Raw genomic sequence first — 25,612 nt, forward strand, 5'->3', positions numbered from 1 at the left:
GCGGAATCTGTCGATGAAAACGGAAAGCTTACGGTATTCGATATTGTTGACGAAACCGCGCAGGCTATGAATATTCGCCAAGTTCAATTTAATGAATCTGTAAATGCTCGCAAGATCCCCGACAAAAGAGCATGGCGGGTGAATTTTACCCTTTCGGAATATTTATCTATTCCTGAAAAAAGTAGAGCAGCGACAGAAAGTCGAAGCTGCACAACAGCAAAGCGCCAACGGTGAAGCGGTAGCGGCTGCCAGTACAGAAGAACAGGACGGGACAGAAAACTATACCGGCTTTGAAAAGGTTCTAAAGTTTGCTGATGACGCATTAGCGCCAGATGAAGAGGAGAGCGCTAGTGCAGTTACATAAAAGGCTAACAGTGAATGGCGAACCTGTCTCGCTCATCGATGACGATGTGCGCCTTGATTTGTTTTCCCCTGGACGCGCGGCTTTTACCGTGCGCAGTTCCTCTTCTCTAAATGGCCGGTGCAACTCGATATAGGTTACAGCCCCAGTAAGTTACAACGCTTTTTTATGAGCTATGTAACGAATAGCACAGTTATTGATAACGACCGCAAAAAATTATTGTGCCGAGAGTTGACCGCCTCACTTGCGCAACTGCTACCACTGGCGGAGCGCTATGTAACGCTGGCAGGCGTGCTGGGCGTAGTGTCTGCGAAAACTGGATTGCAATTTGTAATCGGTACAGGCAGCTATACCGATAATAAAGCACCAGCTTTTTACAGTGCGGGTACCGGTTATTGGGTGATGGATAACTTGGCGGACGCATTCGAAATACCGCAATGTATTTGGCAACAGCAAGGCGACGGCAAAGTTTTTGTAGGTAGTTGGGTTGATAGTTATTGGGCTGGCAGCTCCCTGGAGCTGCCAACAGGGTTTGCCACAGACTTTGGTATTTCTAATCGGGCAAAAGTGGCCTGTATTCCAAGGCTTCGCCCTGGTGTTTTTTTGAATGGTAGCTATGCAACCAAGGTAGAGCTTGCCGGTAACTTTATGAATTTAACCTGGAGCGCGAACCCATGGAACAACAAATAAAGCGCTTAATCAATCGGCTCTACCCGGAAATAGCAAGCGGTTTGCATTTGCCGATACTGGCAAAAGTGGTGGCAATCAGTGATCCAATGGAAAAGTCGGAACTAGCGGAGGAGTTCCGCCCACGTTATGGGGTGGATGTGCATGTGTTGACCCCTGAAGGCAAAGCCGATGATCGCTTGCCAATTTTTCGCAGTGTACCGCTACCGCTGCACTATGCAGGCAATGAGCGTGGGGCCTTTGGTTTGATCCTACCCACCAAAGACGGACACTCTCTTAAGCGATAAACTACGCAGCAGAGGTGCCCTATGACACGATCAAGTAAATCAACCAAAACCACTCGTAAAAAATACTCAGAGGAATATAGAAAAGATGCCCTAGCACTGGCGGTCAAGGTAGGGGTAAGCGTTGCCGCTAAACAGCTTGGGTTACATCCTTCCCAGATTTACGGATGGCGAAGCAAGGCTAAGTTACATCAGAGCCGAGGGGATGCCGAGAGAGAGCTGGCCACAGAGAATGCTCGCCTTAAGCGGCAGCTGGCTGAGCAGGCAGAGGAGCTGGCGATCTTAAAAAAGGCCGCAGCGTACTTTGCAAAGAGCCTGAAATGAGGTACGCCTTCATGCTAAAGCACAGGCATAAGTTCAGCATCAAAGCGATGGCTAAGGTATTGAGCGTATCTCGCAGTGGGTTTTACGATTGGGTGTCAAGATCGGCCGATCAATCCAAGCGCCAGCAGTACCAAATGGAGCTTGATGGTTTGGTACAGCAGCGCTTTATAGCCAGTAAAGAACGTAGTGGCGCCCCTCGCCTGACGAGGGAATTGGCCAGTGAGGGGAGTAAATATAATCAAAAAACAGTTGCTGCCAGCATGCGTCGACAGGGCCTACGGGCTAAAGCCGCCAAGAGATATAAAGCCACAACCTACTCAAAACATGGTCTGCCAGTGGCCCCAAATCTGCTCGAGCAGAACTTCAATACTGAAGCGCCGAATCAGAAATGGGTCGGGGATATTACCTACCTACGAACAGAAGAGGGTTGGTTATATCTGGCTGTAGTGATAGACCTATATAGTCGGCTGGTTATTGGTTGGGCGATGTCAGAAACGATGACAGCTACATTGGTCTGTGACGCCCTTCAAATGGCTTTATGGCGACGTAAGAAACCTACAAATGTTATCGTGCATACTGACAGGGGAAGCCAATATTGCTCTAAAGATTATCAATCTTTAATTACAGCTTATGATCTGCGGTGCAGCATGAGCGCCAAAGGTAACTGCTATGATAACGCCTGCGCAGAAACGTTCTTCCGCTCACTTAAGGTAGAAGTAATCCATGGTAACCGCTTTCCTACAAGGTGCCTCATGCGGGAAACCGTATTTGAGTATATAGAAATAGACTACAATCGAAATCGCTTACACAGCGCCAATGGCTATCTCAGCCCTGAGGCGTTTGAGGAACAACTAGTCGCTTAGTGGTGTGTCCGTTGTTGGTGGGTAGGATCAGTTTTCCTCAACCGGGCACAGTGGTTGAAATAGATTTCGCCTATGGCCGGGCGGATAAACCATTTATTCGCACGGTGTTATCGCATGGGGTAGGGCTCCCAGCGCTCGACTGTGAAGATTTAATTTGGCAGCAATGCAACTCTGTGCTGCAAAAGGTTGACGCCAGCGCAGAATGGAGTCGGGAAACGCACGGTGATATACGCGAGAAATCACTACGCAGAATTACAGAGGCCGCCGAAATAAAGACAAACTGTGATAGCGAACACTGCCAAGTCCATGAGCATTCCGTGGAAGAAGTGGCCGGCGTAAAAATAATTGAAGTTCTTGGAGCTTTACGTTTCTTATCTGCTGGTGGCCTGAACTTGTCAGCCCTAGATAATCTAAATATTACCAGCGGCAGTGATATTAATATTTCAGTGGGGCGCGACATAAAGGAACAAATCGGAAACATTCGCGAATCAGTGGCCAAGGTCCGCTAAACCATCAAAGTAAAAGATGGCGGCAAGGTTTGGTTAGGCAGTGAATCTTTAAATGTGCTGAAAGTGCTAGAGGATTTAATCGGAGTAGTGTCTGCCCTCACTGCTACCCTTGCGACTCACTCGCACCCTGGGAATGGACAGAAGCCAACCCAGGAGGCGGCAAAAGAGCTGGCACAAAAAATTGCTAAATCTAAGAAAGCGCTGTTCTATTCCTGGCTGCAAATTCTGGACATTGTGACAGGCAAGTTTGCTGAGTACTCGATTGAAAGGGGTAGGGTACTGGTGGAACGATGCCCAGACACTGAAGGCCAGCTCAAAACCTAACCTACCTTGGTTGGGGTTGGCAGCCCTTGGTTACTGTATATGTACAGTGATTAGGGGGCCGCTATGGGCACTAGGAATATTTTCTTTGATGGAGAGCCAGTACAGGTCAATCGTTATCGGTCGAGCTATGACAATAGACCGATGTACGCTATTGGCATCTTGAACTATACAAAATACGTTGGAAGCTTTTCTGTTGCCATGGGCGTGAATCTGCGAAAGGAGTTAGAACTAATGCTTACGCAGATGCGTGGGATTGAGAGAAGTATGGATTGGCTGGCAACCCATACTGAGAGGACTAAAAGCTGAAGTTGCTCAGAAGGCAATCATTGGTTGTTCTGCTTTTTAATATTTTTGTGAGTATATATGTAGCTGATAGGTTCATGCAGGACTATTTTCGGTCCTAATATGTATTAGTTCAGACCAAATCTGACACATCCTCTTGAAAAAGAGGGGCTTACCGGTTTTGATGAAGGTGCCTAAACCTAAAAACAAAACCAAGGATAAACCCCATGATCCATACTAATGATCGTATCATCAAACACAAGACCGGATTGCTCAATCTTGCAGAAGAGCTTGGCAACATCTCAAAAGCTTGCAAGGTGCTTGGTGTATCGAGAGACACTTTCTATCGGTACAAGGAAGCTGCTTCAAGTGGCGGTGTGGACGCCCTTCTTGAAAAGAGTCGACGGGTGCCTAACCACAAGAACCGTGTTGACACAGCAATTGGAGAGGCAGTGTTGACTTATGCCCTCCAAGAGCCTGCCCATGGACAGGTTCGAGTCTCCAATGAGCTACGTAAACGTGGCGTATTCGTGTCCCCCAGTGGTGTTCGGAGTATCTGGTTACGGAACGACCTGGCTAACTTTAAATTAAGATTAAAAGCACTTGAAGCCAAGGTCGCTAAGGAGGGGCTAATCCTCACGGAGTCGCAGGTTCAGGCCTTGGAAAGAAAGCGACATGATGATGAAGCCTGCGGGGAAATTGATACTCAACACCCCGGCTATCTAGGTTCTCAGGACACCTTCTATGTCGGAACATTTAAGGGGGTTGGGCGTGTTTACCAACAAACCTATGTCGATACCTATGCAAAAGTAGCCCATTGCAAGTTGTACACCACTAAGACACCAATCACAGCAGCAGATCTTCTGAATGATCGTGTATTACCGTTTTACGTCATGCATGATCTGCCGGTGTTGCGTATTTTGACTGACCGCAGTACTGAATATTGTGGCAAGCTGGAGCAGCATGATTATCAGTTGTACTTGAACATCAACGAGATAGAACATACCAAGACAAAAGCCAGGCACCCACAAACAAATGGTATCTGTGAGCGCTTCCATAAAACTATATTACAAGAGTTCTACCAGCCATCTTTACGACGAAAGATCTATGGATCAATAGAAGAGCTACAAAAGGATCTAGACGAATGGCTCGAATATTACAATAATGGTCGAACTCATCAGGGTAAAAAGTGTTGTGCTCGCACACCGATGGCAACCCTTGAAGAGGGTAAAAGTATCTGGAAGGAGAAGTTCGTAAACTGAATTTGACCTGATAGAGCACCTTCAGAAAAACCGGTAACTGTCAGATCAAGTCTGAACTACTACACTTTAACCTCTTGACTTCAATGCTTCAGTTAGGGTTGTTATTTGTTCTTGTATCAGATTTATTCTGTTTTTTAACCTAGCTTCTTCTCTTTTTCCTCCCGCGGTTAATTCTCTACTTGTGTAGGCCGACCCCTGGTGATTTTCTAGCTCTCTTTCAACGTCTGCTTGAGTTCTTTGTAGAGCTGATATCTCTGCTAAAATGTCGGCATCCTTAGATAGCCTGGCGATAGTTTTGTTTTTGTTTTGTAGGACAGATTTTTGGGAGATTCTACAGGATTCCAGCTCGCTTTCTATTAATTTTATTTTGTAGTTCAAGCCATTCATTTTCCTGTTTTCGGTGAGGCAAACATTGAGCTGACTTCCAAAAATTTCAGCTCGTCCATTGCTAATTGATATTTCACTTTTTAGATTCAGGTATGCTTCTGATAGTTTTATATTTTTTTCTATGGTTTCAATTTTTATATTTAGTTTATTGTTTTCTATCCTTAGCTCATTCACTACAAACACTTCATATACTCCCACTATTCCTAATATGGCCCCAGTTACGCCAACCAAAAAAGCTTTCAAGTTGCCAGCGACAGTTATTGGGTTCCAATCTGTTCTCTTTGCCTCTTTTCCTTTCTGTGCCAATTCAGAGCGCATGCTTTCGTCGTTCATAATATTGTTCTCTTGTTAGATTGTTTTGCGCGGATTTATTTTCTAAGGAACCTCTGAATAATTCCAAGCCAATATTGGTAATATTCACCTACCCATCAAGACTACGATGAATTATGCACCAAGTCACCTTTGCCGAAGCAGAATATAAGCTAAAGCGCCGTATAACTCGCCGAGAGAAGTTTCTTTCTCAAATGGAAGCCCTCATCCCATGGCAGCGACTAGAAGCTCAGATCACTCCTTGCTATCCACAAGGCAAACGTGGCCGACAGCCATATCCATTGAGTGTCATGCTCCGTATTCATTGCATGCAGCTATTTTATAATCTCAGTGATCCCGCTATGGAGGATGCACTGTATGAAATTGAATCCATGCGTAGTTTTGCTGGATTGACTTTGAGCGGCCCAATTCCCGATGAAACAACGATTCTTAACTTTCGCCACTTACTGGAGCTCAATCAGCTAGGTGCAGCTCTTTTTGATGAAATCAACAAGCATCTTGCTGAGAATGGCATGGTACTGCGTGAAGGCACGATTGTAGATGCCACTATTATCTCTGCGCCAACTTCAACCAAGAATAAAAAGAAAAAACGTGATCCAGAAATGCATCAAACAAAGAAAGGCAATCAGTGGCATTTTGGAATGAAAATGCATATCGGGGTTGATGATGTGCTCGGAGTAATACATAGCATAGATACAACAGCAGCGAATTCGCATGATGTCACAACTACAGAGCGAGTTCTCCACGGGGAGGAGAAAAGAATCTGGGGAGACTCTGGGTACATTGGTGCGGAGAAACGTGAAGAGTTGAAAGAGCGGGAGGCGGATTGGTATATAGCAATGAAGCCGAGCAAGCTAAAAACTCTTCCAGGGCGTGATGCACTTCGTAAAGCGGAAAAGATCAAGGCGCAGATAAGAGCGAAGGTCGAGCACCCCTTCCGCTACATCAAACGGGTATTTGGTTATGACAAGGTCCGCTATCGGGGACTGGTAAAAAATACTGAGAGGCTGTGCTTACTGGCAGGCTTTACCAACTTAATAATAGGGAGAAAATACTTGGCTGCCTAGGGGTGGTTCGCCTGAAATCCACCTATTGAGGGTTTCAGATGAAAAATTAGTGGACTATTACGCGCAAATTACGCGTTTGTGCGTAATAAAGTGAATTTTTCAAGCAGCTCAGCTTAATTCTGGAAAAATGCTTCGTTGATCAGAGGGTCCCTAAGTCTGAGCATTTCTTAATTGCTTCAACTACAGCCTTTGAGCTGACTTTTGAGTATCCGCCACCACCAAGTATCACGGCAGGTATAGAGCGCTCATTAAGGGCATTTAATGTTAATCTTTCTCTTTCTGCTATGTTTCCGATAGTTAGACGAAGTCCACCCAGTTTGTCAATGGCTAGTGGATCTGTGCCAGCAACTACAAAGGCAAGTCGGTAGTCATCATCTAGTTTTTTCAATGCTTCTCTATATTGGTTTAAGTAATCTAGACCACCAGTTCCTGGTGTCAGTGGAACTGAAATATCTACACGATCACGCGTATAACTCGATGTTGGGTAAATGCCGGCATTATAAATATCTAAAAGTGTTACATTTTTATTGTCCATAAAAGTATAAGCATTTCCGTTACCGTGATGAGCATCTGTATCGATTATCAATATTTTTTCTTCGGGTTTGAGTAGTCCGCTATTTATCAATAGTTGATGACAAATACCTATATCGTTATAGATACAGAATCCTTCCATGTTCTGCTGCATAGCGTGATGGTATCCACCGGATAGATTCCAGTAGATGCCACCATTTTCAAGGGCAGATTTTGCTCCAAGGATAGTCCCCGCTACTCCCCAGCGCATAGGAGAAAGGATTTTTTTATCTAATAGTGAGAAGCTAACCAGAGGGATTCTAGGAATCTCAAGTGCTTGAAAAATTCCATTTTTATTGCGCACTCTGTGCCTCATGATGCTTGATAGAAAATTGTCGATAACCTCCATGCTGACGGGAGATTCCGGCTCTAAAAAATTTATTTCTTTATTGCCCATTAGTTGGCGGTGAATCTTCTGGAACTTATTTCCATCAAAAGGATGTAGGTAGTTCAATAGGCCAAGATTTATATTGTAGTGTTTACTGTAGATGACATTCATGCGAATTCTTTTCCATATGCTGATAGCTCTCTTGCATACCTTAAAACTTCATTTGGAGTCCATACGCCTCGACCAAGAACCTTCCCAAACTTACTGTAGTCATGGGCGCTAGGATGAAAGGTGGGGGGAGTGTTGCAGGCAACTTTTAGGCACTCTGAAACTACATTCGAACAGTTGTAACGAGCAATTTGATACCTGGGAATATTTGACCTTAGATCCGCAATAAAACGTGATAGCTTTTCTTCATCAAATTTTAAAATAGTTACAGTGATAGGTTGGCGATTTCCTTCTGCGACAATATCCTCTTGCAGCGCAGCCATAAAATGGCCGGGCTGGCTTGTTTTAATTTTTAAATCTTTTTTCCCTGCTTCATCTTCTGGCCAGAAACTAACGTAGTTATTTCCGAACGATAATGAGGTGTGTCCTACCATATTACCGTGTGGAGGCCAAACGTGAACTTTTAACAAAACGGTCTCCTTTACACCAAGTGTTACTTTTTCATTTCCCTGTTAGCACAAACCATTTTTATTGAAAAATATTTAACTAAAATGGTTGCAGATAACCGTGTATATGTAATTGGTTATCTGTGCCAAGTTTTCAAATATGTTCACAAGCTTGTGTCAGCTATTTAAAGCTATCACGAAGGCTTTTCAGAATAAAACACCTTTAAAAAAGCGCAATTGCCAGAGTTGGAAGAAGTCGCAGGTTGTTTTTTGATCAGCAAAAATTGCTGCCGTTCACTCCTCCCCACGCCTGCCGATTTTTGGCGTTCTTTTGGTTGGTGAAATTGTGAAGAGGGGATGGTTGTGAGCTGATGCGGGCTCTAAGGCCATTTTCAATTTCACACATTGAAGAGATTTGAAAGGGAGTGAAGTTCTCTTTCGCCCCTCAAGGCGCGTCTCAGAGCTTTCGTAGGCCAAGGTAGTGCAGTCGTCACGGCAGGATGAGAAAAGCGACTGAGAGCGATGCTAAGGGCTCAACCCGTCAGCTCCTTGGTAGTGGTTGCTAAATTTGCGTTGAGACTTTGTTGAGACGTAAACGAAAAAGGGCGGTACCAAGGAAATTGGTACCGCCCTTCGATGCTTGTAAGTCTATGATTTACAAGACTTTATATGGCGGTGGGGCAGGGATTCGAACCCTGGGACCTGTTACAGTCAACGGTTTTCAAGACCGCCGCTTTCGACCACTCAGCCACCCCACCAAATTGTGCTGCGCATTATACATAGCTTCTCGGGATGTACAAGCGCCATTTTGATTTTTTTTTATATAGTTCAATAAGTTAGGTGATTTATTGACCAGCTTAAGGCTTGCTGTCAGGTTGATAAGGCCGCCCCGGCCATTGGCCGGGGCGGCTTGGCAGCTACCGCTTAGCTCGCTTCTGCAGAGTCGCGATCGATATCTGCGTTGGCATCAACTTCTACGGCCTTGCGGCTGATACGCGGGTCGTTGGCCGGGCGGGCGAGGGCGCGTGGATTGTGCTCAATCGCTGCCGGCTGCGCGGTATCCAGAGGCTGCTGGGAGCCCACTTCACGGCGCTCAGTAACAATTGAGAATTCACCCAGTGGTTTGGGGTTGATGCGCGGATCATTTACTGCGCGTCCCTGGCTGGGTGCGGTCGGTTCCTCTTCGGAAGCTGCCTGCTCGGCGGCAACAATTTCTTCCTGAACTTCCGGCTCGCTGGTGCCTGCCTGTTCCTGCAAAGCTTCAGCTGCAGCTTGTGCTTCTTCAAGCACGATTTCTTCTGCTGCTTCTACTTCTGGCTTGGCAGGAGTGGTTTCAGCTTTGGGGGCAGCCGGAACTTCTGCCGTGGTGGCTTTTTGTTCTGGCGCTTGCTCTACAGGCTTGGCCGGCTCGGCAGCTGGTGCAGCTGCTTTTTCTACCGGGGTAGCTTTGGGCTTGGGCTGAGTAGGCTGCTGTTGCTGCTCGGAGGCGGCTGCTTTGGCTGCCTGCGGGGCGCTTTGCGGTTGAGCTGCAGGCTTCTGGGTCTCTCGTGCTTCGGACTTTTCCTCGTGAGCAGTGCGCACCGGCATTGTGATGGCGGGCTGAGCTGCTTGCTTGGGAGCTCTCTGAGGCTTCTGAGAGTCTTTCGCTTTGGGCTTGGGCGCCTCGGTACGAGTCTCTTTTGTGACTTCCTTGGTCTTGCGGGCTTCGCTTTCAGCTTCGTCGATGGCTTCGTGAACTTCGCGATTCAGTTCTTCCTGACTGTGAGCTACCGCGGTTGCTGCGGTGTTCTCACTGCGGCGTCCGCCGCGACGGCGCGCTTGAGGGCGGCCGCGCACATTGCTTGGGCGACGCGCTGGACGCTGCTGATCGGAAGTGTCTCCAGTCTGTTCGTTGGTATCAACGGTATTTTGAGTTTCAGCAGTTTGAGTGCGGTTGTCGCTGCGGCGGTTGTCGTTGCGGCGACGGCGACGTCTACGCTGACCCTCACCCTGGCGATCGGAGGCGCTGTCATGCTCGTCCAGCTTGGCGCTGCGCTTATCTTCGCGTTGGTCGTCGCGTTTATTGTCTTCGCGGCGATCATCCTTGCGGCGCGCGGGGCGGCCACTGCGGTTGTTGCGATTTCCGCGCTGGTTGCGATTGCGGTTGCGCTGCTGGTAGTCCTTGCCACGGCCTTTGGACTTTTGATGTTTCTTCGGCTCTTCCTCTTCTGCGGTGAAGAAGGAGGCGATAGCGCTAATCAATCGGCTGAAGAGGCCAGGCTCTTCCTTTTTCTCCGGAGTGGGTGCTGGAGCGGTGTGGGCAATTTGCTGTACGGCCGCTTGCACTGGAGCTGGACGCTGTGGTTTTTCCTCTTTCTTGGTCACTGTTTCTTCGGCAGTGCCAGAAATCTTGTAGGAGGTTTCCAGGGTGGCAGTGTCATCGTCGCGGAGTCGCTGAACTTCAAAGTGCGGCGTTTCCATTTCCGCGCTGGGCACAACTACTACGCGAGTGGAATTGCGGGACTCGATCTGGGAGATCGTTTTACGCTTTTCGTTCAGCAGGTAGGTCGCGACATTCACCGGAGTGATTGCGCGGATCTCGGCGCTGCGCTCTTTCTTCGCTTCCTCTTCTACCAGGCGGAGAATGGAGAGAGCCAGAGATTTGGTGCCGCGAATAGTGCCTTGACCGCTACAGCGGGGGCAGACGCGGAAGGTGGTTTCACCCAGGGATGGGCGCAGGCGCTGGCGGGACATTTCCAAAAGTCCGAAGCGGGAGATGCGGCCAACCTGAACGCGGGCGCGGTCCATGCTGAGGGCCTTCTCCATGCGCTTTTCAACTTCGCGCTGGTTGGACTTGCTCTGCATGTCGATAAAGTCGATTACAACCAGTCCGCCCATATCGCGCAGGCGCAGCTGGCGAGCGATTTCGTCGGCGGCTTCCAGGTTGATATTGCGCGCGGTCTCTTCGATATCGCCGCCCTTGGTTGCGCGGGAGGAGTTGATATCGATAGATACCAGAGCCTCGGTCACATCGATAACGATGGAGCCACCGGAGGGGAGCTTTACTTCGCGCTCGAACGCTGTCTCAATCTGGCTTTCAATTTGATAGCGATTGAACAGCGGGATGGCGTCTTCGTAGTACTTTACTTTATTGGCGTAGTGGGGCATTACCTGGCGGGCAAACTCTGCGGCCAGCTCAAAGGCGCCTTTGTCGTCGACAATAACTTCGCCGATATCATCGCGCATGTAGTCGCGGATGGCGCGGATAATGACGTTGCTTTCCTGGAACAGGAAGTGGGGCGCTTTGGAGGTATCAGCTTCTTCCTTGATGGCATTCCAAAGTTGCAGCAGGTAGTTGAGGTCCCATTGCAGTTCGTCACCGCTGCGGCCAACGCCGGCGGTACGCACGATGATGCCCATGCCTGAGGGGACATCTACACTGGCCAATGCATCGCGGAGCTCGGAGCGCTCATCACCTTCAATGCGGCGGGAGATACCGCCGGCACGAGGATTGTTGGGCATTAACACTAAGTAGCGGCCGGCGAGGCTGACAAAGGTGGTGAGGGCAGCGCCTTTGTTGCCGCGCTCTTCTTTGTCCACCTGGACAATAACTTCCATGCCTTCTTTGACAACATCTTTGATTTTGATGCGGCCTTCGATGTCTTTGGGCTGCTTGAGGAAGTACTCGCGAGAGATTTCTTTCAGGGGGAGGAACCCGTGGCGCTCTTCGCCGTAGTCGACGAATGCAGCTTCGAGGGAGGGTTCTACACGGGTAATCTTACCTTTGTAGATGTTCGCTTTTTTCTGCTGGCGGGTTCGGTTCTCAATATCTAAATCATAGAGCCACTGGCCGTCGACCAGGGCAACACGCAACTCTTCAGGTTGGGTTGCGTTGATTAGCATTCTTTTCATGCGTGTCGTTTTCCTTGCGTTGCGCAAAGGTGTGACACCGCTACTCACAGGCTTGCTTGTTGGCTGTCCGGTGGAGAGGACCACCAGGCAGGGCAGGGAAAATAAGGTATACCGGCTCTACCGCGCCATGGATCTATGCGGCTTGTTGAGACTGGCATTTGCCTATTATTCGCTCTGCAAAAACTCCGGATACGCGCTGTTATTGTGCTATCCGTTGGTACCTTTAATACCTTTTGTTAGTACTGCCCTGTACCTGTGCTGCAGGCTTCCGCAGCAGGGTTGGGCGCCGCCCCTTGGTTTGTTTCATACTGGGCGGCAAGGTTTGCGTCAATCATCAGAGGTTCTGCAGTTCAGCTTTTGGCTGATACCCATTCTTCTTAATTTTTTTACCAGGCTTGCGGAAGCTGTGCTGCCCTGGTTGCCAGTTCGGTTGCTGGCTCGTCGTATTCTGCAAAACCGGACGCAAGTTTGAGTCGTCCTTTCAAGCGCTGCGGGTCACGGCCCGTCTTACCTTCGCGATAATTACCCGCATAAGCGCGGGCTGTTGTTGCCGGTGAGCTCCCCTCTGGTTCTGGTAATTGGGGGACATCTCAACGGCTAAGTTTTATCAATGACGCGGCATCCCCGCGCACCGACCGAATGGGGTATTTTCGTTGGGGTCACGGCTATCTCTTCATGTGGGAAGTCGCCTTTGACCGAAAATACGCCGAATTCAGGCCGGCCGAATATAGCATGGGCAGGGAGGTGCTTCAATTGTATCCCTGGCAACGCTATGATGCGCGTCATGCGAAGTATACCCCACCCTAAGAAGGCTCCGGCCGAGACCCCATCAAAGACCTCGAATCCATCTGGCGGCGTGCAGCTTTTAACTGTACCTGAAGAGCTGGCGGGACAGAGGATCGACAATTTCCTCCAGGCGCGCCTCAAGGGTGTGCCGCGTTCACGTATATACCGAATCCTGCGTAAGGGTGAGGTAAGAGTAAATAAAGGACGAATAAAGGCTGAATACAAGTTAAAGGCGGGCGATGTGGTGCGAGTGCCGCCAATTCGTGTTGCCGAGCAGGCTGAGGCCCCTCTGGCTGGTGAATCTCTGCGCCAGCTGATCCAAGAGTCCATACTTTACGACAAGCACGGGCTTATGGTGATCAATAAACCGTCGGGCCTTGCGGTCCATGGCGGCAGCGGTGTCAGATTGGGCCTGATTGAAGTTTTGCGCCAGATGTTTCCGCAAAGCCCGTTTATTGAGTTGGTGCACCGCCTGGACCGGGATACCAGTGGCGCCATCATGGTGGCCCGCAAGCGCGCGGTATTGCAGCATGTTCAGTCGGAGTTGCGGGCGGGAAAGATCGGTAAATCGTATCAGGCATTGGCGGTGGGCAAGTGGCCCCGAGGTCGCCGTGTTGTTGAGGCGCCTTTGCGCAAGAACACTTTGAAAAGTGGCGAGAGAATGGTGTCAGTGCACCCTGAGGGTAAGCCTTCAGAGACGCGCTTTAAGTTGATTGAGAGATTTAAGGCGGCGACTCTGCTTTCCGCAGAGCCGGTCACCGGGCGAACACACCAAATTCGAGTTCATGCACAGTTTGTTGGTTGTCCTCTGGCGGGCGACAACAAGTACACCTCGGACGAAGTCAATCGTGAATTTCGTGGTCGCGGTCTGAAGCGTCTCTTTTTGCACTCGGCTTCAGTGCGCTGCTCTTTGCCAGATGGCTCCAAGGTTGAGGTGGAGGCTCCACTCCCTGCGGAACTGAGTGCAGTGCTGAATAGGTTAAGGGAAGAGTAGGGCGTTCTTTTGTTATGTTGGTAATCCTCGATTGGGACGGGACGGTTTGTAATTCTGAGGCGCGTATCGTCGATTGTATGTTGCGGGCAGCAGATAGAGCCGGTTTGCCGGTGCTTGCCCCGGAAGCGGTTAGCAACATCATCGGGCTTGGTCTGCCGGAGGCGATATCCTCTCTGTTTCCGGAGGCTGCCAGTGAGGAAAAACTCACGTTGCGCCAACTTTACTTTGATGAGTGGATGGCGGCCCGGGTTGAACCCCTGCCGTTATTTGAGGGGGTCCTGGATACCTTGGACCAGTTGCTGTGCGGTGGTCACCAGTTGGCGGTAGCGACTGGGAAGAGTCGGCAGGGGCTCAATCGGGAATTTGAGGAGCACGGCCTCGGCCACTTGTTTGCTGCCAGTCGTTGTGCGGATGAGACCGCTTCCAAGCCTGACCCGCAGATGCTGAATGAGTTGCTACATGAGACCGGAACCGGTCCGGAGCAGGCGGTAATGGTAGGGGATACCGTATACGACCTGGAAATGGCGGCGGCGATCGGTATGCCCTCTATCGGGGTGAGCTATGGCGCTCATTGCCCAACCCGGCTGCAGGGGTGTGGCCCCAAGGTTGTTATCGATCGTTTCTCTGAGCTGCTCCGCTGGCCGCCACTCCTTTAGGTGGCCTGCGGGCCCAATGGATCTATGCCAAAGTGGTTCAGCATATCGGTAAGGCGGATTAGTGGCAGCCCTACCAGGGTGTTGAGATCTGCTCCTTCAAGCCTCTCAAATAGGGCGATACCTAGCCCTTCCACCTTAAAAGAGCCGGCGCAGTCGTAGGGTTGTTCCAGCTCTACATATCGTTCAATTTGCTCTGTGCTCAACTGCCGAAAGTAGACAGTGAAGGTTTCGGTATCGCCCAACTGCTCTCCGCTTGCGCTATCCAGTAGGCTCAAGCCGGTGTGGAATATCACTTTTTTGCCGTTGCAGGCTTGCAGTTGGGCGATGGCGCGCTCCCTGCTGCCTGGCTTGCCAAGTATTTGCCCGTCGCAAGAGGCGACTTGATCTGAACCGATAATCAGTGATTTCGGGTGGCGGCCTGCCAGGGCGCGCGCTTTCTCTGTGGCGAGGCGCAGGGCGAGTGCAGCTGGCGCTTCCCCCGCCTGTGGTGCTTCATCTATATGGGGTGAATTCTGCTGAAAGGGGATGCCAAGCTGTTGTAGTAGGGTTCTGCGGTAAGGAGAGCTGGAGGCTAGTATCAGAGGGTGGGGCATTCTGGTGGATTTTCCGCTGGGTCGAATAGTGGTTTGTGACCGGGCGATACTGCAATGCCTGATTTGTTTTGACAAGGCTAAGGTGAGTCCATAGAATTGCGCGCTTATGTCGATAGCCCCCTCTAAATCAGTATTGCCAAAGAGCATTGATGCTCGGAAATTGGTACAGCGAGAGCAGTTGCTCGATGGTGTTTTGCCGTTGGAGTCCCTGCCTCGGGTTGGTAGTGCAGTTGAGTCTGTCCACGGAGAGATTTCTGCTGAATTGCAGTTTGAGCGAGACTTGCAAGGTCACCAAACGGTGAGCGGCAAGGTTCAACTTGCAGTTGACCTCTTGTGTCAGCGCTGTTTGTCACCGGTCCATGAGCAGATCGAGGCACAGTTTAGCTGGGGTATCGTATGGACTGAGGAGCAGGGTAAGGCCCTGCCCAAAGATCTGGACCCGGTGATCCAGGACGGCGATGAGCTGGACTTGCACCAGATCCTTGAAGATGAAATTTTGCTCAATTTGCCAATGGTGGCTTATCACCAGGAAGAATGTGTCTCCAAGGAGAGCTTTCATTTTGGTGACGAGGTTGCCGAGGCGGATGAGCAACAGGCAAACCCCTTTAAAGTGCTGGAGCAGTTGAAGGGTTCGTCGGGTAAATCCTAGGTTTCCCGATGAGTTTGGGCTCGCCGGTAGGCGCCCCGGTTCCAGCGAAATTTGTTTATTTTAGGAGCTAGCAATGGCTGTTCAACAAAACAAGAAGACTCGTTCCCGTCGCGGTATGCGCCGTTCCCACGATGCGCTGGGCGCAGGTGCTACCCTTTCCGTCGATCCGACTACCGGTGAAAAGCACCGTCGTCACCACGTGACCAAAGACGGTTTCTACCGTGGTCGCAAAGTGATCGAAGTTAGCGGCGGCTCTGAAGAAGAGTAAGCTTTGTCCAGCCAATTGCGATTGGCCGTGGATGCAATGGGCGGGGACTTAGGTCCCCGCTCTGTCGTTCCGGCATGTATTAGATTTCTTCAAAACTTCCCTGAAGCGCAGCTAAAGCTATTTGGCCCGCGCGCAGAGCTTCAAGCTCTGGTTCATCAAGAGCTGCAGCGCCATCGCCGCCGCGTTACCCGCCGTCTCGAAATTATCCATTGCGAGCAAGTCATCACTCAAGAGTGCAATCCGTTGCAGGCTGTTCGCCATAAGCGCGATTCAACCATGGCGATGGCCTTGAAGAGTGTTGCATCGGGAGATGTGCAAGCTGCAGTTACCTCCGGCAATACCGGCGCCTTGTTGGCGTTGAGTCGCAGTATTCTCGGTAATATCCAAGGTGTTAGGAAGCCGGCGCTCGGTAAGTCTGTACCTTCGGGTATGGGTTCCTGCTATCTTTTGGACCTTGGTGCCAATGTGGATTGCAGTGCTGAGGATTTGCTTCAGTTCGCCCGTATGGGGATTGAGGCTCAGCGGATTCATACTGCCCGAAAGAGTGTGAAGGATATAAAGGTGGCACTGCTCAATATTGGGGCGGAAGCACATAAGGGTAGCGCCGAAATACGCCGTGCAGCGGAGCTGCTCGATGCGGACCCCGGGGTCAATTATGTTGGCTTTGTTGAGGGGCATGATATTTTTACCGGCTCGGTAGATGTGGTTGTTTGCGACGGCCTGATGGGTAATGTCGCGATGAAATCTGCCGAGGGTGTGATTCGACTAATGGGTCAAAAAGCGTTCACAATCGAGAAAAGAGGGTGTTTCAAGCGTTTTTTTGGCCAATTGGCCATAAAGCTGTTGCGAAAATGGCGTACACAGGTGGAGCCTGCTCGCTATAATGGCGCCAGCTTTGTAGGGGTAAAGGGCAACGTGATCAAGAGTCACGGCGGTGCCAGCAGCGAAGCTTTTTATCGGGCGATGGTTACGGCGAAGGAGTGTGCCGATGCTGACCTGGCAGCCAGGGTCGATGCCGCTATGGCACAATCCGGCGAAAGACGCTCCATGGATGAAGGGTAAAAAGCAGTTTTCCCTTACTGAAATCAGCCACATTTAGGTTAAGGATATCTTATGACCAATGCCGCACTCGCATTTGTCTTTCCGGGGCAGGGTTCCCAGAAAATAGGTATGCTCTCTGAGATTGCCCAAGAGGCGCCTGAAATTCAGGCCACTTTTGCCGAAGCATCCAATGTGCTCGGCTATGACCTCTGGGACCTGTGCCAGAATGGCGAGCAGGAAGCCATTAATCTCACCCAGCGTACCCAGCCTCTCTTACTGACTTCCAGTGTTGCCCTTTATCGCATGTGGCGCTCTCGCGGAGGTGCCCAGCCTGCATTCATGGCCGGTCACAGTTTGGGCGAGTGGTCAGCACTGGTGTGCTCTGGCGTTCTGGCGTTTAAAGATGCGGTTCATTTGGTTCGCGAGCGCGGCCGCTTGATGCAAGAGGCGGTTCCTGTAGGGGAGGGCGCTATGGCTGCGATCATCGGTCTTGATGATGCAGCTGTCGAAGAAGCTTGTGCTGCTTCTGCTGAGAGTGAAATAGTTGCTGCGGTGAATTACAACTCTCCCGGCCAGATTGTTATTGCGGGAAGTAGCGCGGCGGTGCAGCGCGCCATCGAAGCCTGTAAAGCTGCCGGTGCAAAGAAGGCTATGCCTCTTCCGGTCAGTGCCCCATTCCACACTGAGCTGATGCGTCCTGCGGCGGAAAAGCTGACCCCTCAAATAGAGGCGACAGAATTTAACGCGCCAGAAATACCAATCGTGCACAATGTCCACGCTGAGCTTGAAGCGGATCCGGAAAAAATTAAGACCCTGATGATCGAGCAGATTTATCGCCCGGTTCGCTGGACTGCTTGCGCACAAAAAATTATTGGCTCCGGAGTGGAGCAAATGGTTGAGTGTGGTCCGGGTAAGGTTTTATCTGGCCTGATCAAACGTGTCGACCGAAGTGTTTCCTGTCACGCAATCGATAGCCCCAGTAACTTTAATGAAGCTCTGCGAGCTACAGCGGTATAAATCGCTCAAAAAGTAGTCCAGTAGTCGAATAAGGATAAGTGAGAATGACCTTACAGATGTCCCTTGAGGGTAAAGTTGCCTTAGTGACAGGTGCAAGTCGCGGTATTGGTGCGGCAATTGCAGATATGCTCGGTGGAATGGGTGCCACAGTTATTGGTACTGCCACCAGCGAATCCGGCGCTGAAAAAATAAGCGCCCGCTTCGCAGAAGCCGGTATCGCAGGTGCCGGTAAAGTTCTGGATGTGGGCAATGCGGAAAGTATTTCCGAGCTTCATGCAGCGATAAAAAATGAGTTTGGTGCTCCTGCGATATTGGTTAATAATGCTGGCATCACCAAGGACAACTTGTTGATGCGCATGAAGGATGACGAGTGGGATTCAGTCGTCAATACGAATTTGACCGCGGTCTATCGCATGAGTAAGGCTTGCCTGCGCGATATGACCAAGGCGCGATGGGGACGGATTATTAATATCAGCTCCGTCGTAGGTAGTATGGGTAATGCCGGTCAGAGCAATTATGCGGCGACCAAAGCTGGTGTGGGAGGGTTTGCCCGCTCCCTGGCTTCAGAGGTGGGCTCCCGAGGAATCACGGTTAATACCGTAGCCCCCGGCTTTATTGATACTGATATGACAAAAGTCTTGCCTGAAGCGCAACGCGAGTTGCTTCTGGGTAAGATTCCTCTCGCGAGGCTCGGGAAGCCGGAAGAAATTGCTTCGGTGGTTTCCTTCCTGGCGAGTGATGCGGGAGGCTATGTCACCGGCGAGACAATTCATGTCAATGGCGGTATGTACATGGCGTAGTTTGTGTTTCAAAATGTCTCTTTAACTTATTGATTTTAGAGATATTTATGTTTTTGCTGATGGTGTTGAGGGGCCGCACATTACATCCCGAAAAACTTGGGGTACAATGGCCTCTGAATTATCCAAAAGCTGTGTGAGCCGGTCGTTATCACCAACAACATTGGATACGGTGAAAAACAATAGCGACTAAAACAGATTTTTACCCACTAGGAGTTAAATTGAATCATGAGCAGCATTGAAGAGCGCGTTAAAAAGATCGTTGCTGAACAACTGGGCGTTAAGGAAGAAGACGTTAAGCCTGAAGCCTCTTTTGTTGAAGATCTGGGCGCTGACTCACTCGACACAGTTGAGCTGGTTATGGCTTTGGAAGAGGAATTCGAAACTGAAATTCCCGATGAAGAAGCTGAAAAAATCACTACTGTTCAGCTGGCAATGGATTACATCAAGGATAACCTTGGTTAATTCCTGCTGGGTAGTTTAGGCACGGGCAGCTCAATATGCTGTACCTAGCCGAGCGATTCTGAAAGCCGTTCTATGTTTCATAGCGCGGCTTTCTTGTTATTGGTACTACGGAATTGTGACTGCTGACCGGATGTTGTTCTTTTAACTACATTGGTGAAGGACGGTAGCAGAAAATTTCAGGGGGGAGCGCAGTGTCGCAAAGAAGAGTTGTTGTAACCGGAATGGGAGTCGTTAGCCCGTTAGGTAACACCCTAGAGGATACTTGGTCTGGGGTACTACAGGGAGCTAATGGTGCTGCTCCGATTGAGACATTTGATGTCTCGGCTTTTTCAACCCGCTTCGCCGCTACTGTAAAGGATTTTGATCCCACGCCATACATGCCCGCAAAAGAAGCGCGCAAGATGGATACTTTCTTGCAGTACGGACTGGTTGCCGGTATTCAGGCTATGCAAGATAGCGGCCTGGAGGTAACCGAAGAGCTGGGTCCGCGCGTGGGTACCTGTATTGGCTCTGGTATGGGCGGTATCCTGGCTATCGAAGATAATTCATTGCTGATTGCCGAAAAAGGCCCTCGCCGTGTATCACCTTTCTTTGTACCTGGCGCCATCATTAATATGGTTGCGGGTAACCTCTCGATTAAATATGGCCTCAAAGGCCCCAATCTGGCAGTGACAACAGCCTGTACCACAGGAACCCATGCGATTGGTCTCGGAGTTCGTGCGATTCAGCATGGTGATGCCGATGTGATGGTATGTGGTGGTGCAGAAATGGTTACCACCCCGGTAGGGCTCGGCGGTTTCTGTGCGGCAAGGGCGCTGTCCACCCGCAATGATGATCCGCAATCAGCAAGCCGCCCCTGGGATAAAGACCGTGATGGTTTTGTACTGGGTGAAGGGTCTGCGGTACTCGTTTTGGAAGAGTACGAAAATGCAATCGCTCGCGGAGCCAAGATTTATGCAGAAGTAGCTGGCTTTGGTATGAGCGGTGATGCCCACCACATGACCTCTCCTCCGGAAGATGGCGCTGGCGCTGCTCTCTCAATGGAAAATGCCCTGAGAGATTCCGGTATGAGCCCAAGTGATATCCAGTATATCAATGCTCATGGTACTTCTACTCTGCTGGGAGACACAGCTGAGATCCTGGCGGTTAAAAAAGTATTCGCGGGGGTGACGGACACCCTCGCTGTGAGTTCTACCAAGTCGATGACCGGTCACCTGCTGGGGGCTGCCGGTGCTATTGAAGCCGTTTTCTCGGTATTGTCATTGCGCGACCAGGTTGCGCCCCCCACTATCAATCTCTTCTCCCCGGATGAGGCCTGTGCCGGTATTAACCTGGTGCCCCAAGAGGCCCAGCCGATGGCAATCAATGCAGTCCTATCCAATTCCTTTGGTTTCGGTGGCACCAATGGGTCACTGATATTCAAGCGAGTCTGATTCCCGTGCCCACCGAGAGGTGGGCACACCTGCCTTGGGAGCTCCATGTACCAGTTACCTCAAATGTACTTTCGGGGGCTGGCCGTTGATCAGTTGCCAGATGATGCTGATTACTCGGGTGGAATCCTCGAAACAATGCGCTGTCACAACAAAGGTCTACCGCTTTGGTCTTTCCACCGCGCTCGCCTGGAGCGTTCGGGAGTGTTGGATGAGGCCTGTCTGGGAGAAATTGAGCAGTCGACGCTAAAATTGACAGCCGGCTGTCGCTGGCCTGAGGCGATTGCGCGCCTGCGTGTTGGCAGTGTGCGCGGGCAGCAATGTTGGGATTTGGTGCTGCGGCCGCTGATTGAAACTGCTGAGGGGCAGGTGGGCACTAGCCTTTTCCCTTGTTCGACGAGCTTGCCGATCGGTAGTAATTCGAACCAGGGCTGCAAAACTTTACTCCGTAACCGATATAATGCGGCAAAAGCAGAGCTGCCGGTGGGTCAATTTCTCGATGGATTGATGCTGGATTCGGCGGGAAGGGTCATCGAAACCCTGCGCTGTAATATCCTGGCCCGATTTGGTGGGAAGTGGATGACTCCATCCCTGCACCGGTGTGGTGTTCATGGTGTGATGCGGCAGTGGCTCTCGAGCCATATCCACTGGCAAGAGGAAGACATGGAGCTTTCCGAGCTCTGTGAGGCCGATGAGCTGGCTCTCTGCAACAGTGTTCGAGGTGTATTACCGGTAGTAGAGGTAATCGGTTACAAAAATTGGCCTGTGGGTGTCGAGACCCGCAAGCTACAAAAGCTGATATTGGATAAATTGTGGTGAAGAAAAAGCAAGCGAGTTTCGCTTGGAGAGTGTTGAAGCTGTTATTTGGTGGGCTGGTATTGGCCTGCTTGGTTGCAGTTGCCTCTCTATACCTGGCAAAGGAAGCCTTGGAATCCCCCCTGCCGATTGCACAAGATGGGCTTACGCTTCAGGTGGAAAAGGGCGGAAGTTTGTCCCGGACGCTGCAAAGCTTGCAGGGCGAAGGGATAATACAGTGGCCGCAAATACTTCTCGCCTATGCCTATTGGGAGGGCACAACAGAAATCCATTCCGGCGAATATTTAGTTCCCTTTGGCAGTAACGCCCGGGACTTAATCGCACGCCTGAATCGCGGTGAAGTTACCCGCTATCGCATTACGCTATTAGAGGGCTGGACTTTTCGCCAGGCCCTGCGACAAATCCGCTCCGGTGAAAGAATCGTTCAGTCTGAAGAGGGAAGCAATGTCAGTGCCGCTGCCCAGGCCCTGGGCCTAAAGGAAGATGAGGTCGAGGGTTGGATTTTCCCGGATACTTACGTCTATCGGTCCGGTACTACAGATATTGAGCTGCTGCGTCAGGCCTATGATCGGATGCAGAAGGTACTGGATGAGGAGTGGCAATCAAAAGGGGATGATCTGCCCTATAAGTCGCCCTATGAAGCCTTAATCATGGCTTCAATTATCGAGAAAGAGACAGGGCAGCCATCTGAGCGCAGTGAAATAGCCGGTGTTTTTGTACGCAGGCTCAATAAAGGTATGCGTTTGCAGACAGACCCCACCGTAATTTATGGCTTGGGTGAGGACTTTGACGGAAATCTGACCCGTACACACCTGCGCCAGGCAACACCTTATAATACTTATGTTATTAATGGCCTTCCCCCTACGCCGATTGCCCTACCTGGGCGAGCGGCAATTCGGGCCGCTTTAAATCCAAAGCCTGGCAAGAGCTTGTATTTTGTTGGCAAAGGGGATGGATCTCATCATTTCTCAGCGACTCTGACAGAGCACAACCGTGCGGTGCGGGAGTATCAGCTGAAAAGGCGCGCGGATTACCGCTCGAGTCCGGCAAAAGGAAAGAATTAGTGTCGCACGGCAAGTTCATCACCCTCGAGGGTGTAGAGGGGGTGGGGAAATCTACCAATTTACTCTTCATCACCGAGTGGCTCAAAAAGCACAATATTAACTTTATCCAAACCCGGGAGCCGGGAGGCACCCCATTGGCAGAACAGCTGCGCGAGCTGTTATTGGCCAAACGGGATGAATCCGTTGATCCCACGGCGGAATTATTGATGGTGTTTGCCGCCCGCGCGCAACATCTGTCTCAGGTTATACTGCCCGCCTTAAAACGTGGGGATTGGGTGATCTGTGATCGCTTCACCGATGCAACCTATGCCTACCAAGGCGGTGGTCGCAGACTGGATCGACAGTTGATCGAGCAGTTGGAGCAGACAGTTCAAGGGGATTTGCGCCCAGATAAAGTGCTTTTATTGGATCTCGACCCAGAAGTGGGGCTACAGCGAGCTGCACGCACTGGGGAAGCGGATCGGTTTGAGAGTGAGCACCTGGAGTTTTTTCAGCGGGTGCGTGCGGCTTATCGCGATCGAGCTGAAGCTGCGCCTGCCCGTTACGCGGTTGTGGATGCCGGCCAATCTCTGGAACAGGTGCAGATGGATCTAGCCAAGCAATTGGAGCTGTTGCTTTAAGCTATCTTGCCCCAGAATCTATTTTTAAATGATAAGAATTGTGGCTGATGTCTGTGCCTGAAACTTTTGAGTATAAATCGATACCGGTACCTCTTCCCTGGCACTCCGAGCAATGGCAGCGGTTGGGGTTGCAGTTGCAGGCGGGCCGCTGCCCGCACGCTTTGCTGCTGACTGGCCCGGAGGGGTTGGGAAAGCGACAATTCGCGGCTGCTTTTACCGCGTTGGCCCTATGTGAACAACCGAGGGCAGGTCAGGCCTGTGGAGAGTGTAAGGATTGTCGGTTGTGGATGGCTGGCTCGCATCCTGATTTCCTACAAGTTGAACCTGAAAAGCCCGGTGGCCCACTGAAAGTGGAACAGATCCGTCAGCTGGGCAACTTTGTTTCCCGCACCAGTGGGCGGGGCGGGGCGCGTCTGGTTTGTTTGTCGCCGGCGGAGGCGATGAATGTCAACGCAGCCAATGCCCTGTTGAAAAACCTGGAAGAGCCGGCACCCTCCGTTATCTTTGTGTTGATCACCGATGCCCCCACAGGCCTTTTGCCAACCATTCGAAGTCGCTGTCAATCTATAGCTTTTCCGTCCCCAACTGGAGAGGTGGCGCTACAGTGGCTATACAGCAATGGGCTGGAAGAGCCGCTGGCACAGCGTGTCTTAACTCTGGCAGGCGGGGCACCATTATTGGCGGCGGAGCTGGCCGAGCCCAAGTCGAGAGAAGTCCGCGAGCAGTTTTTTAAAGATTTGGTTGCTGTAGCTCAGGGTACGGCAAGTTCAGTCTCTACAGCGGGCCGTTGGGAAACACCGGCCGAGGGTGTTGAATTGGTTCAGCTACTGCTTTTCTGGCAGCACTGGTTAACCCAGATGGTGCAGATTCGCAGTTGTGATCTTAGTGGAGATGCCCAGCTAATGGTTCTTTTGCAGAGGTTGCCGGGGTCGAGTGAGCAAAACTTGCAGCCAGTATTTGCGTTCTACGATCATTTGCTTCAGGCGCGGAAAGGGTTACTGGGCACAGCTAACCCCAATCGTCGTTTGCTGCTGGAAGAATTATTTATTCGTTGGGCGAAGCTTTTTGCTTAGGCGTCTTGCGCAAGTCGGGTAGGGTAATTGACGTTGCCTGGACACAGGCAGCGGGCTTAGATAAGTTAGCGCATCATTTAGAAATATAAACATTGAGGTTGTCCATGAAAGCCATGGGAGGCGGTGCCCGCAACGGCATCCTGTCACTGAAAATCCAGGATAAATCTGTGCTCTATGCGGCCTATATGCCCTTCGTAAAGAATGGTGGCTTATTTATCAGTACGGATAAATCGTACAACCTTGGCGATGAGGTTTTTCTGCTTCTGAGCTTAATGGATGAGCCGGAAAAGATTCCGGTTGCCGGTAAAGTGATCTGGATTACCCCCAATGGTGCTCAAGGCAACCGCACTCCCGGAATCGGAGTTCAGTTTGGCGATAAGGACAATATCGCGCAAAACAAGATTGAAACCCACTTGGCGGGAACCTTAGAATCCAGCCGCCCAACCCATACGTTGTAACTCTCTAATGCTTGTTGATTCTCACTGTCACCTGGACAGACTTAAGCTCGATAAATTTGATGGCGATCTGGATGCTGTATTGGACCTGGCCCGCAGTCGCGGTGTTGGCAAGTTCCTCTGTGTCGGTATCAGTTTGGAAAACGCCGATGCGGTTGTTGAAATCGCAACTCGCTACGAGGACGTAGTCTGTTCCGTTGGTGTGCACCCGCTGGATGTCGACTCCGGCATGGCGGATGTTGAGCGACTGGTAGAAATGGCTAACCAGCCCAATGTTGTTGCATTGGGGGAGACAGGCCTGGATTACTACTACAGCACGGACACTCAGGAAATCCAGCAGCAGAGCTTTATTGCACACCTGAAAGCGGCAGGGCAGGCAGAGCTTCCGGTTATTGTGCATACGAGAGATGCGCGGGAAGATACTATTGCTCTCATTAAAGAGCACGGTAATACCAATACCGCAGGTGTTCTGCACTGTTTTACCGAGAGCTGGGATATGGCCAAGGCTGCCCTGGATCTCAATTATTATATTTCTTTGTCCGGCATCGTGACCTTTAAAAATGCTGAGGAGCTGCGGGATGTCGCCCGCAGGCTGCCTTTGGATCGGTTGCTCGTTGAGACTGACTCCCCTTATTTGGCTCCAGTGCCCTATCGGGGTAAGCCCAATATTCCGGCCTATGTGCGTGAAGTGGCGGAATTTATCGCTGATTTACGCGGTATTCCCTACGAAGAGCTGGCCGAAATCACCTCAGAAAACTTTTTCAGATTATTCCCCCGGGCAGTTTGATCCGGGTCTATTGGATGT

At 50.7% G+C, this 25,612-nt stretch carries 27 protein-coding genes, 1 tRNA gene and 1 pseudogene; 23 read left to right on the forward strand and 6 right to left on the reverse strand.

All coding sequences use genetic code 11. From position 1 onward, the window contains the following. Window positions 1-12: 12 nt before the first annotated feature. The 7 genes and pseudogenes from ACJJIN_RS03875 to ACJJIN_RS03905 all read left to right on the forward strand — a co-directional run. Window positions 13-234 (forward strand): annotated as a pseudogene (locus tag ACJJIN_RS03875) (baseplate complex protein); the annotation flags it as partial. A gap of 295 nt (window positions 235-529) precedes the next feature. Beyond that, complete coding sequence (locus ACJJIN_RS03880) at window positions 530-1,051, forward strand: hypothetical protein (RefSeq protein WP_444896959.1); 522 nt, start codon at window positions 530-532, stop codon at window positions 1,049-1,051. Then, window positions 1,036-1,335, forward strand: coding sequence for a hypothetical protein (locus tag ACJJIN_RS03885; RefSeq protein WP_444896960.1), 300 nt, complete (start codon window positions 1,036-1,038; stop codon window positions 1,333-1,335). Before ACJJIN_RS03880 ends, ACJJIN_RS03885 begins: the two co-directional genes overlap by 16 nt. A 21-nt stretch (window positions 1,336-1,356) precedes the next feature. Then, window positions 1,357-2,519, forward strand: a protein-coding gene (locus ACJJIN_RS03890) for an IS3 family transposase (RefSeq protein ID WP_444896961.1) whose coding sequence is annotated in 2 segments (ribosomal slippage) — window positions 1,357-1,615 and window positions 1,615-2,519 — 1,164 coding nt in all. Because the reading frame shifts where the segments join, the coding sequence is not laid out codon by codon here. A gap of 17 nt (window positions 2,520-2,536) precedes the next feature. Then, window positions 2,537-3,028: a hypothetical protein gene (locus ACJJIN_RS03895; RefSeq protein ID WP_444896962.1), complete on the forward strand. Its 492-nt coding sequence runs from the start codon at window positions 2,537-2,539 to the stop codon at window positions 3,026-3,028. Window positions 3,029-3,115: 87 nt separating this feature from the next. Then, window positions 3,116-3,352, forward strand: a complete 237-nt coding sequence (locus ACJJIN_RS03900) for a hypothetical protein (protein ID WP_444896963.1) — start codon at window positions 3,116-3,118, stop codon at window positions 3,350-3,352. 509 nt (window positions 3,353-3,861) lie between these two features. Further along, on the forward strand, window positions 3,862-4,896 hold the full coding sequence (locus ACJJIN_RS03905; protein ID WP_444896964.1) for an IS481 family transposase: 1,035 nt from the start codon (window positions 3,862-3,864) through the stop codon (window positions 4,894-4,896). Between the two features lie 66 nt (window positions 4,897-4,962). Here ACJJIN_RS03905 and ACJJIN_RS03910 read toward each other — a convergent pair whose 3' ends face one another. Continuing rightward, window positions 4,963-5,616, reverse strand: coding sequence for a hypothetical protein (locus tag ACJJIN_RS03910; protein ID WP_444896965.1), 654 nt, complete (start codon window positions 5,614-5,616; stop codon window positions 4,963-4,965). A 113-nt stretch (window positions 5,617-5,729) separates the two neighbouring features. On the opposite strand from ACJJIN_RS03910, the gene ACJJIN_RS03915 reads away from it, so the two are divergent. Beyond that, entirely contained in the window at window positions 5,730-6,680 is a 951-nt protein-coding gene (locus ACJJIN_RS03915; protein WP_444895065.1) for an IS5 family transposase, read from the forward strand. A 139-nt stretch (window positions 6,681-6,819) separates the two neighbouring features. Here ACJJIN_RS03915 and ACJJIN_RS03920 read toward each other — a convergent pair whose 3' ends face one another. From ACJJIN_RS03920 to ACJJIN_RS03935, 4 genes are all read right to left on the reverse strand, one after another. Continuing rightward, window positions 6,820-7,749 carry a histone deacetylase family protein gene (locus ACJJIN_RS03920; protein WP_444896966.1) on the reverse strand — a complete coding sequence of 310 codons (930 nt, stop codon included), beginning with the start codon at window positions 7,747-7,749 and terminating at the stop codon, window positions 6,820-6,822. Next, window positions 7,746-8,216, reverse strand: coding sequence for a hypothetical protein (locus tag ACJJIN_RS03925; protein WP_444896967.1), 471 nt, complete (start codon window positions 8,214-8,216; stop codon window positions 7,746-7,748). Before ACJJIN_RS03925 ends, ACJJIN_RS03920 begins: the two co-directional genes overlap by 4 nt. A gap of 646 nt (window positions 8,217-8,862) precedes the next feature. After that, window positions 8,863-8,950: transfer RNA gene (locus ACJJIN_RS03930), tRNA-Ser, on the reverse strand. Between the two features lie 166 nt (window positions 8,951-9,116). After that, window positions 9,117-12,083, reverse strand: coding sequence for an Rne/Rng family ribonuclease (locus ACJJIN_RS03935; protein ID WP_444896968.1), 2,967 nt, complete (start codon window positions 12,081-12,083; stop codon window positions 9,117-9,119). Between the two features lie 784 nt (window positions 12,084-12,867). Here ACJJIN_RS03935 and rluC point away from each other — a divergent pair. Then, entirely contained in the window at window positions 12,868-13,863 is a 996-nt protein-coding gene (rluC, locus tag ACJJIN_RS03940) for a 23S rRNA pseudouridine(955/2504/2580) synthase RluC (RefSeq protein WP_444896969.1), read from the forward strand. Between the two features lie 14 nt (window positions 13,864-13,877). Further along, the gene (locus ACJJIN_RS03945; protein ID WP_444896970.1) at window positions 13,878-14,519 is read left to right on the forward strand and encodes an HAD-IA family hydrolase; all 642 of its coding nucleotides are present in this window, start codon (window positions 13,878-13,880) and stop codon (window positions 14,517-14,519) included. On the opposite strand, the gene ACJJIN_RS03950 is transcribed toward ACJJIN_RS03945, so the two are convergent. After that, a complete protein-coding gene (locus ACJJIN_RS03950) occupies window positions 14,516-15,112 on the reverse strand; it encodes a Maf family protein (RefSeq protein WP_444896971.1) in 597 nt (198 codons plus the stop codon). The genes ACJJIN_RS03945 and ACJJIN_RS03950 overlap by 4 nt on opposite strands. 106 nt (window positions 15,113-15,218) lie before the next feature. Between ACJJIN_RS03950 and ACJJIN_RS03955 the strand changes: the two genes are divergently transcribed. The 13 genes from ACJJIN_RS03955 (at window position 15,219) to ACJJIN_RS04015 (ending at window position 25,594) form a co-directional block, all read left to right on the forward strand. Then, window positions 15,219-15,761 (forward strand): YceD family protein, encoded by a 543-nt coding sequence (locus ACJJIN_RS03955; protein ID WP_444896972.1) that lies wholly within the window; start codon window positions 15,219-15,221, stop codon window positions 15,759-15,761. A 73-nt stretch (window positions 15,762-15,834) separates the two neighbouring features. Next, window positions 15,835-16,029, forward strand: a complete 195-nt coding sequence (gene rpmF / locus ACJJIN_RS03960; protein WP_108733564.1) for a 50S ribosomal protein L32 — start codon at window positions 15,835-15,837, stop codon at window positions 16,027-16,029. Window positions 16,030-16,032: 3 nt separating this feature from the next. Further along, a complete protein-coding gene (gene plsX / locus ACJJIN_RS03965; RefSeq protein ID WP_282932473.1) occupies window positions 16,033-17,091 on the forward strand; it encodes a phosphate acyltransferase PlsX in 1,059 nt (352 codons plus the stop codon). 51 nt (window positions 17,092-17,142) lie between these two features. Further along, a complete protein-coding gene (gene fabD / locus ACJJIN_RS03970) occupies window positions 17,143-18,087 on the forward strand; it encodes an ACP S-malonyltransferase (protein ID WP_444896973.1) in 945 nt (314 codons plus the stop codon). A gap of 56 nt (window positions 18,088-18,143) precedes the next feature. Beyond that, entirely contained in the window at window positions 18,144-18,887 is a 744-nt protein-coding gene (gene fabG / locus ACJJIN_RS03975; RefSeq protein WP_282934677.1) for a 3-oxoacyl-ACP reductase FabG, read from the forward strand. 225 nt (window positions 18,888-19,112) lie between these two features. Next, window positions 19,113-19,349, forward strand: a complete 237-nt coding sequence (gene acpP, locus ACJJIN_RS03980) for an acyl carrier protein (RefSeq protein WP_020415205.1) — start codon at window positions 19,113-19,115, stop codon at window positions 19,347-19,349. A gap of 191 nt (window positions 19,350-19,540) precedes the next feature. Further along, entirely contained in the window at window positions 19,541-20,782 is a 1,242-nt protein-coding gene (fabF, locus tag ACJJIN_RS03985; protein WP_444896974.1) for a beta-ketoacyl-ACP synthase II, read from the forward strand. A gap of 45 nt (window positions 20,783-20,827) precedes the next feature. Continuing rightward, a complete protein-coding gene (locus ACJJIN_RS03990) occupies window positions 20,828-21,598 on the forward strand; it encodes an aminotransferase class IV (RefSeq protein WP_444896975.1) in 771 nt (256 codons plus the stop codon). A gap of 29 nt (window positions 21,599-21,627) precedes the next feature. Continuing rightward, window positions 21,628-22,659, forward strand: coding sequence for an endolytic transglycosylase MltG (mltG, locus tag ACJJIN_RS03995; RefSeq protein ID WP_444898226.1), 1,032 nt, complete (start codon window positions 21,628-21,630; stop codon window positions 22,657-22,659). Continuing rightward, a complete protein-coding gene (tmk, locus tag ACJJIN_RS04000) occupies window positions 22,659-23,279 on the forward strand; it encodes a dTMP kinase (RefSeq protein WP_282932477.1) in 621 nt (206 codons plus the stop codon). Before mltG ends, tmk begins: the two co-directional genes overlap by 1 nt. Before the next feature lie 47 nt (window positions 23,280-23,326). Continuing rightward, window positions 23,327-24,352, forward strand: a complete 1,026-nt coding sequence (locus tag ACJJIN_RS04005; protein WP_444896976.1) for a DNA polymerase III subunit delta' — start codon at window positions 23,327-23,329, stop codon at window positions 24,350-24,352. Between the two features lie 104 nt (window positions 24,353-24,456). Then, the gene (locus tag ACJJIN_RS04010; protein WP_413662279.1) at window positions 24,457-24,810 is read left to right on the forward strand and encodes a PilZ domain-containing protein; all 354 of its coding nucleotides are present in this window, start codon (window positions 24,457-24,459) and stop codon (window positions 24,808-24,810) included. Between the two features lie 7 nt (window positions 24,811-24,817). Further along, complete coding sequence (locus tag ACJJIN_RS04015) at window positions 24,818-25,594, forward strand: TatD family hydrolase (RefSeq protein WP_444896977.1); 777 nt, start codon at window positions 24,818-24,820, stop codon at window positions 25,592-25,594. Window positions 25,595-25,612 lie beyond the last annotated feature (18 nt).

The sequence above is a fragment of the Microbulbifer maximicatervae (SeqCode) genome (genome assembly GCF_052467505.1).